Origin of the sequence: Veillonella sp. CAG:933 (assembly GCF_000431435.1) — a bacterium.
Classification (GTDB): domain Bacteria; phylum Bacillota; class Negativicutes; order Veillonellales; family Veillonellaceae; genus Veillonella_A.
On sequence record NZ_HF986195.1, the window covers coordinates 43330 to 52801 of the forward strand.

Annotated in this window: 14 protein-coding genes; all 14 read left to right on the plus strand. The window is 49.7% G+C overall.

What is annotated here, in order from left to right; all coding sequences use genetic code 11:
- The first annotated feature begins 16 nt into the window (after positions 1 to 16).
- Positions 17 to 253 carry a DUF6148 family protein gene (locus QZL64_RS06255; RefSeq protein ID WP_021841156.1) on the plus strand — a complete coding sequence of 79 codons (237 nt, stop codon included), beginning with the start codon at positions 17 to 19 and terminating at the stop codon, positions 251 to 253.
- A complete protein-coding gene (locus tag QZL64_RS06260) occupies positions 250 to 1827 on the plus strand; it encodes a phage portal protein (RefSeq protein ID WP_021841157.1) in 1578 nt (525 codons plus the stop codon). Before QZL64_RS06255 ends, QZL64_RS06260 begins: the two co-directional genes overlap by 4 nt.
- Positions 1754 to 2809 carry a head maturation protease, ClpP-related gene (locus tag QZL64_RS06265; RefSeq protein ID WP_296309382.1) on the plus strand — a complete coding sequence of 352 codons (1056 nt, stop codon included), beginning with the start codon at positions 1754 to 1756 and terminating at the stop codon, positions 2807 to 2809. The genes QZL64_RS06260 and QZL64_RS06265 overlap by 74 nt, the downstream gene beginning before the upstream one ends.
- On the plus strand, positions 2809 to 3168 hold the full coding sequence (locus QZL64_RS06270; RefSeq protein ID WP_021841159.1) for a hypothetical protein: 360 nt from the start codon (positions 2809 to 2811) through the stop codon (positions 3166 to 3168). The genes QZL64_RS06265 and QZL64_RS06270 overlap by 1 nt, the downstream gene beginning before the upstream one ends.
- Positions 3168 to 4211 carry a major capsid protein gene (locus QZL64_RS06275; protein ID WP_021841160.1) on the plus strand — a complete coding sequence of 348 codons (1044 nt, stop codon included), beginning with the start codon at positions 3168 to 3170 and terminating at the stop codon, positions 4209 to 4211. The genes QZL64_RS06270 and QZL64_RS06275 overlap by 1 nt, the downstream gene beginning before the upstream one ends.
- A 16-nt stretch (positions 4212 to 4227) precedes the next feature.
- Positions 4228 to 4668, plus strand: a complete 441-nt coding sequence (locus QZL64_RS06280; protein WP_021841161.1) for a hypothetical protein — start codon at positions 4228 to 4230, stop codon at positions 4666 to 4668.
- Positions 4669 to 4672: 4 nt separating this feature from the next.
- The gene (locus QZL64_RS06285; RefSeq protein ID WP_021841162.1) at positions 4673 to 5023 is read left to right on the plus strand and encodes a hypothetical protein; all 351 of its coding nucleotides are present in this window, start codon (positions 4673 to 4675) and stop codon (positions 5021 to 5023) included.
- Positions 5013 to 5570, plus strand: coding sequence for a phage tail protein (locus QZL64_RS06290; protein ID WP_021841163.1), 558 nt, complete (start codon positions 5013 to 5015; stop codon positions 5568 to 5570). The genes QZL64_RS06285 and QZL64_RS06290 overlap by 11 nt, the downstream gene beginning before the upstream one ends.
- A 185-nt stretch (positions 5571 to 5755) precedes the next feature.
- Positions 5756 to 6034, plus strand: a complete 279-nt coding sequence (locus tag QZL64_RS06295; protein ID WP_156704062.1) for a hypothetical protein — start codon at positions 5756 to 5758, stop codon at positions 6032 to 6034.
- Positions 6034 to 6348: a hypothetical protein gene (locus QZL64_RS06300; RefSeq protein ID WP_021841165.1), complete on the plus strand. Its 315-nt coding sequence runs from the start codon at positions 6034 to 6036 to the stop codon at positions 6346 to 6348. Before QZL64_RS06295 ends, QZL64_RS06300 begins: the two co-directional genes overlap by 1 nt.
- Entirely contained in the window at positions 6348 to 7778 is a 1431-nt protein-coding gene (locus tag QZL64_RS06305) for a phage tail sheath family protein (RefSeq protein ID WP_021841166.1), read from the plus strand. Before QZL64_RS06300 ends, QZL64_RS06305 begins: the two co-directional genes overlap by 1 nt.
- A 12-nt stretch (positions 7779 to 7790) precedes the next feature.
- A complete protein-coding gene (locus QZL64_RS06310; protein WP_021841167.1) occupies positions 7791 to 8312 on the plus strand; it encodes a phage major tail tube protein in 522 nt (173 codons plus the stop codon).
- A 2-nt stretch (positions 8313 to 8314) separates the two neighbouring features.
- Positions 8315 to 8671 (plus strand): hypothetical protein, encoded by a 357-nt coding sequence (locus tag QZL64_RS06315; RefSeq protein ID WP_021841168.1) that lies wholly within the window; start codon positions 8315 to 8317, stop codon positions 8669 to 8671.
- A gap of 188 nt (positions 8672 to 8859) precedes the next feature.
- On the plus strand, positions 8860 to 9472 hold a 613-nt coding region (locus QZL64_RS06320), incomplete at its 3' end, for a hypothetical protein (protein WP_296309385.1).

Below are 9472 nucleotides of genomic sequence, written 5' to 3' on the forward strand. Positions count from 1 at the left end.
AAGGAGGTGACAGCGGATGACGTGGACTTTAGAAGAGGCACGAGAACACCTGGCAATGTGGCTCCGGGCAGACTTAAAACTTGCCACCGGTGAGGAATACTGGGTCGGTAACCGTAAGCTCGTGCGTGCTGATGCGGACTCTGTGAAGGAGCGTATCGCCTTTTGGCGTGGTGAGGTGGCAAAACTGGAGGCGCTGGAGCAGGGAAAGCGAGGACTCCGGAGGTCGTGGCGTGTTGTGCCGCGTGACATATGAGGGCTAGAGGTTGGCGCACACGAGGCGCCCGGAATCGTACTATCACGGTGCGCAGTAGTCGCGAGATTTTAAATTCCGGATACAGTAATCACGGAGCCAATACAAGCAAGGCAGCCAATAGGGGCTATATTGCGGATTCCAAAGACGCCCGTCATGACATCGATAATAATTTTAAGATGCTACGGGCTCGGTCGGTCGACTTGCAACAGGGCGTACCTATTGCAGCCGGAGCCCTTAAAACTAATAAGACAAACGTTATCGGGCCAGGTCTCCGGTTAAAGGCTAATATCCGATTTGAGGCCCTCGGGCTATCGGTGGAAGCTAAAAACGAATGGGAACGTAAGACCGAGCAAGAGTTTGCCATGTGGGCTCGCAACTGCGACGCCCGCCAACAAACAGACTTTTACGGACTACAGGCTTTAGTATTTTTTGAAAAAATGCTGTACGGTGATGCATTTGTAAATCTGCCGATGATACAGCATCGGAAAGACCCGTATTATTTACGCCTGCAAGTTATCGAGTCTCTTTTAGTCGCAACCCCGCCTAAATATCAAGGCAGGGAAGAAGAAAAGGACAACGATATTATTCACGGGGTTAAGTTCGGCAAGTACGGCGAGGCGGTAGGCTATTATGTACTCACGGCGCCGTATACGGGGTATAACCAAGACGAGGATTATACCTATATCCGGAAATACGGCGAAAAAACCGGACGCCGTAACATCGTGCACGTGCTTAATATTGAGCGTTCCGGCCAAATTCGAGGCGTGCCGCTATTGGCACCAGTCATCGAGGATATTAAACTCTTAGGCCGGTATACCGACGCGGAGGTCGTGAAAGTACTAGTAAATGCACTCATGAGCGTATTTATTGAGACTCCGACACCGGACGAGGGGCCGCCGATTGACGGTATCGATTATGCGGAGCAGGTAGACACCGAACACGAGGACACTATCGAGCTTGGGAATGGGACTATTAACGTACTCGGACCTGGCGAGACGGTTAAAACGGTCGAGAAGTCGCCAATACCTAGCGACTTTGATAAATTTGTCACGGCCTTAACTAGCCAAATCGGCGCGGCGCTCGAGATACCGTACGAGATACTTATCAAGCATTTCAGCAGCTCATACAGCGCATCAAGAGGGGCACTCTTGGAATACTGGAAATCGGTAGACGCTGCACGATCCGAATTTATTACCCAATTTTGTAACCCAATATACGAGGAATGGCTCACGGAAGCTATCACGCTCGGCCGCATCAGCGCGCCGGGCTTTTTTGATGACCCGGCAAAACGTGAGGCGTGGCTCGGGGCTGAATGGTACGGCCCGGCACAAGGACAGCTCAACCCTAAGGACGAGGCAGAGGCGGCTAATATCCGAGTTAAAGCCGGAATGAGTACACTCGCCCGTGAAGCAGCACAGATTACCGGCATGGATTTTGAAAATGAAATTTTACCACAGCGCGTACGTGAGCACGACGCAATGGATGAAGGAGGGTTATTACTTGAGCAAGGACAACAAATTAACGTTGGCGGTGCGAACGCCGGCCAATCTGATGGCGACAGCGCCGGCGATTGATGTAGACCTGTACGGCGTCGTATCTAATGACAGTTGGGACGATGAACGCATCGGCGTTGATACCGTACTTAAGGCCCTAGAGGGGCTAAAACCTGAACAAGCTATTAATTTACATATTAATAGCATAGGCGGCATGGTAAGCGAGGGCGTAACAATCTACAACCGCTTAAAAGCATTACCAAATAATAAAACTGTAATTATTGAGGGGTTGGCGGCTAGTATTGCGAGTGTTATTGCTATGGCCGGGGATACGGTACATATGGCACTCGGCAGTCAAATGATGATCCATAACCCTGCCGTGGTGGCGATTGGTGATAGCGCAGAAATGCGCCGAGCCGCCGAGATGCTCGACAGCACAAAAGAAGCACTTATCGACATCTACGAAGCCCGTACAAGCTTAGCTCGCGAGGACATCTCGGGCATGATGGACGCTGAGACGTGGCTCACCTCTAAGGCAGCCCTTGAAAAGGGCTTTTGTGACTCCGTGGACGATGACCTCGAAATGGTCGCATGTGTCCGCGGTGCTGATTTAGTTGTTAACGGCGTGGCCATGGCCGTGGACGCCCTTAAGGGCTTGCCGGTTGACAAATATATTAATGTTGCGGCCGAGGATGCCGCGGAAGGAGAGGAAATGGAACTTACACTCGAAATCTTGAAAACAGACCACGCCGACATCTATAACGCGGCCGTGGAGGAGGGCCGCAAACAAGAGCGCGAACGCTTGCAAGCCCTCGATGAAATCAGCACGGAAAGCCGCGCCGAAATCATCAACAAGGCAAAGTATGAGACTTTGCAAAACGCGCAAGAGGTAGCCGTAGAATTGTTGAAAGCCACAAACCCGGTAGCGGATATGTTGGCAGACGCAAAGGACGCCTCTAACTCTTTGACTGTGCCAACTAGCACGGCTAAGGAAAAGGAAGTCACAGACCAAGACCGCGCTATGGCGATGGTCGATAAATTTTACGCGGGAGGCAAAAAATAATGGCGAAATACTTCAATGAGTCCGAACTCAGCTATAAAACACTTTTAGCCGGCACACAACAGCCGGTAGTAACTGATGTAGTTAAAATCACGCCGGGCGAATATGTACTCGGTACGTTGTTGGCTAACGACGGCTCCGGTAATTTTGCGCCGGTAGCATCCGCCGACAGTGCGCTCGGTGCCGTATTGTTACAGGATACTACCGCCGATGATAAAAAGGTGCTGGTAGCTTACACCGGCGAGTTTCTTATCAGTGGCGTAATTTGTAGCGATAAGAAAGGCCCGTCCGACGCTTTAGTCGAGGCGGCTAAATCTGTAAATATTTATTTTCGTAAACAGTCCAACAAGGAGGTCAAATAATGCCATTTGATGCACTTTACACACCCCAAACCCTCGGCGCTGTAATTCAACGTACGCCGGACTTACCGTCTTTCTTGAAAGACAAATTCTTTTCTAATATGAAAACCTTTCACACTGCGTCTATCGCCTTTGATGTAAAAAAAGGCCGTCGCACAATTACTCCATTTGTTACGCCATTGGCAGCAGCACCGGTGGCAGGTCGTACCGGTTATAAAACTATGACATACACCCCGGCTATGAAAAAGGAAAAAACCGTATTACAAGGTTTGGATCTTGATACTCGCCTCGCCGGTGAACAGCCGTTTAATTCTGCGGTGACCCCGGCAGAGCGTGCTGTGCAGTATTTAGCGGAGGACGCTAAGGACTTAAAAGATAACCTTATTCGCTCTCAGGAAGCTATGGCGGCCGACTTGTTATTTACAGGCTCTTTACATGTTAAAGGTGACGATGTAGACGACGTAGTCGACTTTGGCTTTACTAATAAAGAAACCTTATCCGGTGGCGCATTATGGAGCAACCCAGACGCGGATATTATCGGTGACTTACTCCGCTGGCGTGCAAACTGCCGCAAGGCTAGCGGTTTTAGCCCAAATACCATTATTGCGGATACTAATACAATCAATGCGATTTTAACTAATAAACGTATTTTGGAATTATTAGACAACCGCAGTGTAGACTTTGGCCGCGCATCCACTCAGGACCTCGGAGACGGCGCCGAATATCACGGCTACCTTGCCGGTATTTTGGGCGTTAATTTGTACGCTTACGACAATTGGTATGTTGATCCGGTTGATGGCGTCGAAAAGTCTCTCGTACCTGAAAAGACTATTTGTTTTATTCCTGAAAACGCACAATTTAGCCGCTTGTATGGCGCTATTACTTTAAAACCAAACATCACCTCCGATTTTGTAACGTATGAGGGCGAGTATGTACTCCGCCGTCTTGACCAGCAGGACCCAGACGCCACGTACTTAGAAATTCAATCTCGCCCGTTATATGTTCCTTGGGATGTTGACGCGTTCCAAATCGCAACCGTTCTCTAATTAGGAGGTCCGACGTATGGCTATTATTTGTAATTGGTATATTAAGACCTCGACCGGGCTATACGGTCCGGGCGAGGTTATCGACGGAATCGGCGGCGAAGAAGAAATGCGACTTATCGCACTCGGCGCCGCTAGTCCGGCCGGTAATATGGCGGCACCGGTCGAGGCAGTAGAACCGGTGGCCGATGTCATCGAGTCCACCGACAGCGCCGAAAACGATGAGGCTATCGCAGCAGCCTTAGAGGCAATGTCCAAAAAGGAACTCGTACACTATGGCGCAGCGCTCGGTATTAAATTAACCGACCGCAGTAATAAGGTGGATCTCGTTAATGCATTAAAAGGCGAGGACGTTATCCTCGAGGCCTTAACTGATGAGGCATTGGCCGTATTGGCAAAATATGAGGGCATCGACGATACATTACCACGTGAGGAGCTAATCGCCGCACTGGAGGGATAAGCCTATGCATACATTTAAGGACGCCCTAGCCTGGGATATTGACGAGGCCTTTATCGCGGACACTGACGAGTTCGCGGACTATCATAATTTAAACGGAGACACCGTATTATGTGTGGTGGAGGGCCGTACCAATAAGGAACATATCCAAATCGCTAAGCAAGACATAGACGGGTTATCGCTCGATGAGTACGTAGTGCACGTCAAAAAGTGCCTACTACCGAGCGTACCGGAGCAGGGTATGCGGTTTTATTTGGACGGCATCCTTACTCAGGTTAAAAACTGCGACGATGATATGGGCGTGCTAGTAATTACGCTAGAGTCTAATAATGCCGGAGGGACTACATATGGATATTGAAGTTACCGGCTTGGAAATTGCGGTTAATGTACTGCAATCGATAACCACACAGGCGCCCGGCGAGGTGGCTAAGGCGCTAAACAAGGCGGCTACTAAAGGTAAAACAAAAGCCACGGCACAAATTACTCGGAATTATTATCTCGACCGCGCTACGGTCGGCGATACTATGAAAGTCAAGCGTGCCGGGGCTAGTAACCTGGAGGCGACTATCAACGTACGGAGTAGCCCTATGGCGCTATCAAAATTTAAAATCAACCCGAATTATGTACCGGTAGGACAACGCCAAAGCGGCGGTGTATCGGCTCAGGTGCGTAAGGGTGGAGGCGGACTCATTGAGTCCGCTTTTTTAGTGCGTTATAAAAGCGGCCACTTATCGGTGGTAGAGCGTTACGGCTCCGGGCGTAATGATATACGCGACTTATACGGGCCATCCGTAACCGGTATGCTAAGCAAAGACGATAACCGTCTAATGGTCATCGATGAGATGGAGAGCACCGCAGCAGCCGCGCTGGAGAGTGTACTCGATAGTGTGATAGGGGGCATGTAATGACACCGCAAGTATTGGCCGAGGAGTTGGCCAAATTCCTAGAACAGGCACACGAGGCCTACACACCGAGCGATCCCAAAATATCGGGGCGCCGGATGCAGTGCATCCCCGGATACTTACCGGAGCGCACAGCTCAAACAGCTCAAACAGCGATATTCCCTTATATCGCTGTGCGGGTTAATGAGGTGCACGACGACGCGGACGACCGCAACGAGTCGACCGCTACCGTGCATATTATTATCGGCACGTACTGCACGGCCAACGACGACGGGTGGCTAGAGATAGTCAATCTCTTAGAGTCGACCCGGCAGGCGATGCTGAAACAGCGTACTATCGCTAACAAATTTAGATTACGCGGCGCCCTTGATGCGGTAATACCATCGGAGCAGCCGCGCCCCGTTTGGGTGGCAGTGCTTACGGCCACTTATTCAATTAAAGATATTAGAGAGGAGTTAACGTACTAATGGCAACAAAAGCAAAGGCAGCGGCCGAAGACGTGGAAACCATCGAAACCACGACGGCCAAAACTACTGATAAGACGCAAGTTATGTACTTGGGGCCTAATATTTACCGATTAGACCTTATAACAGGTCGGGTATATATTGACGGCGTGCCGGAGGCCTTGGTGGAATCTGCAAAAGCGGACTATCCATTATTGGCGCATTTATTCGTGCCTATTAATCGTATCGGCGAAGCAGAGGCGCAGTTAAAAGTACAAGGTAGCGTTTTAGATAACGCCTATCAAGAAGCGAAAGTAAAAAAAGGAGGTAACCAATAATGGCAACTTATGGACATTATGTGCGTGCGACTGAGACTGCTACGGCTATCGTGCCACCTACGCGAGTAGATACGGCCCTGACTGTAGTAGTTGGCACCGCTCCACTCCATTTAGCCGCCCAGCCGATGGGCGTTAATAAGCCGTTACTCGTTAACAGCTACAGCGAGGCGGTAACTCAAATCGGCCAAAGTAAAAAGTGGGAAGATTATACCCTGTCCGAGGCTGTATATTCTGAGTTCGCCTTGTATCAAGTGTACCCGGCGATTTATATCAACGTACTTGACCCGGCAAAGCACAAGAAAACAGAAACGAATGTAAATGTTACATTGACCGATAACACTGGCATTATTGAAAAACCGGTACTCTTGAATACGTTAGTCGTTCGCAAAACGCAAGCGGCTGAACCGTTACAAATTGACAAAGATTACACAGCCACATACAACGATGACGAGCAGCTCGTTATCTCTATGACAGCGCCGGCGGCTAGTGTTGTGGCGACTTATGATTATTTAGACCCTAGCATGGTAACCGAGGATGATATCATCGGCGGTGTGGCTAGCGACGGCAGTCTTAAAGGCTTAGAGCTGGTACATCAGGTATTCCCGCAGTTCGGGCTTATTCCTTGTACTATTCTCGCGCCGGGATGGAGTCATAAATCCGCAGTAGCGGCCGTAATGAAAGCTAAAGAGACTAATATTTCTGGTATTTTTAGCGGACTGTCCTTAGCGGATGCCGATACAGAAACCGTGCGCAATTATACGCAAGTCGTGGAATGGAAAAACAAAAACAACTATAACAGCAATAGTCAGGTTCTTTGTTGGCCGAAGGTTAGTCTCGGCGGCCGTCAATTTCATTTATCTACTCAGTTAGCGCATCTCATGGGTCAGACTGACGCGGCACATGACAACCTCCCGCACTACTCCCCTTCCAACAAGGGATTACAGGCGGACAGTTCCGTACTTAAGGACGGCACCGAGGTATACCTTACGCCAATAAACGGTGCATACCTCAATGGGCAGGGCGTACATACGGCGCTCAACTTTATCGGCGGTTGGAAAGCTTGGGGCAATCGTACCACGGCATACCCTAGCAAAACGGATCCAAAGGATACATTTATCCCGGTTCGTCGTATGTTCAACTTTGTAATTAATACGCTCATTACTACTTATTGGAGCAAAATTGACGACCCTACTAACTTACGACTCGTTGACTCTGTAGTTAATAGCGCGCAATTATGGCTCAATAGCTTAGTATCTCGCGGCGCATTATTAGGTGCACGCGTTGAGTTCCGCGAAGCGGACAACGCTAAAACGGATTTGATGGACGGTATTATCCGATTCAAGGTATACCTTACTCCGCCATCCCCGGCGCGTGAAATCGTATTTGATTTAGAGTACGACGTTGAGTACTTATCTGTTTTATTTGGTTAATAGGAGGCTTATATGGCTAAGCAATTAAGAGACAAGGTTATCACGTTTACCGTATACGCAAACGGTGACGAGGAATACGGCATCGCCGAGTTAAGCCTGCCGGACCTCGAATTTATTACTAGCACTATCAAAGGCGGCGGGCTCGCCGGCGAATTAGAAGTGCCGACACTTGGCCAACTTAAGGCTATGAAGGCCACTATCACGTGGCAGATTGTGGAAAAATCCCTCTCTAAAATGGCCCGTCAACGTTACCAACAGGTAGAGTTCCGCGGTGCTCAGCAGACAGAAAACACAGAGACCGGCGACTTAGAAGTGGCGGCCGTTTCTATTCAGTTGGGCGGATGGGTAACTAAAACCGCCCTCGGTAAATTAGCTAATACCGAGACTACCGGCTCTACTACCGAGTTATCTGTTAACTCTCTCAAGGCTGTTGTCGATGGCTACGAAATGTACAATATCGACGTTATGAACGGCGTGTGTATTATTGACGGCGTCGACTATTGGGCCGACATCAGAAAGGCATTAGGTAAATAATTATGGGTACTAAGAAATACGACGACGATACACTTATCGCCGGTTTGGAAAAGTTAACCGGTAACGATTTTAACGCCTGCGAAATGGCAGAGCGTCGCTCCGGTAATATGCACTCCGACCTCGCGTTTTCTAAATCTTTTCAGGCACGCCTTGCCGCGCGTGCCCTGAAAGAGGATCTCGGAATTATTAAAGCCTTACCGATGTATGATTATAACCAGTTGTGCTGGGTGGTGGGCTCTTTTTTGCAGTTTGGCTCGGACCAGCTGAAAACGATGCTAGCGGGTCGGGGGACATCGGAAGTATCTACCGACGACTCGCAGCCAGACTCCGAGACTACGGACCCGCAGCCTATTGGATGAGCTTAACTCTAGAGGAGTTATCCTATTGGCTTGATGATATTATGGAGGTCGTGAAAGACGAGCAAGAGGCTATCGCCGAGGCTTGAGAAGAAGCGGCCAACAACAGGTAGGAGGGAGGTCCAATGGCTAAAATTTTTGAAATCGCATTTAAGCTCAACGGCCAAATTGCGAGCGGATTTAGCGGCGCCATGGACTCCGCCAAATCTCAAATAGCGGCTTACGGGTCGCAGATTAGTAGTTTAAACGCCAAGCAAAAGGGGCTAAAGGGTCAGCTGGCAGACGTGCAAGCGTCACAGGCGGCCCTTAATGCCGCTATGGATGGCAGTAGGGCAAAACAGGCGGCCTATTCGGCGGCTATGACAGATTTAAACGTCAAGACGTCGAGTTATCGGCAAAATATTGCTAATCTTGAAGCAAGACAGCAGGCTTTAACTGCTAAATTTAACGCTGGCAAAATATCGGCGGATCAGTACAATACCGGCATGGTGGCCATTAGTACTAAGATTACGCAATATAAATCGCGGTTAGCCACAACCACGGCGGAGCAAAACCGACTGACTGAGGCCTTTAACCGGGGCAGAATTTCGGAGTCGCAGTACCGCGCGCAGATGGATGCGCTCAATGCCAAGGCTCGGGAATATTCCGGAAACCTTAAGCAGGTAGCAACGGAGCTCGAGGGAGTGACGGCTCGGAATGCGGCACTAAGGGCTAGTATGGCGGCCAATGTTGCGGCGCGGGCCAATTTTACTAACGCCGTAGCCGGGTTTAGAAGTACCGCCGCGACCATAGCAATAGCGGCGG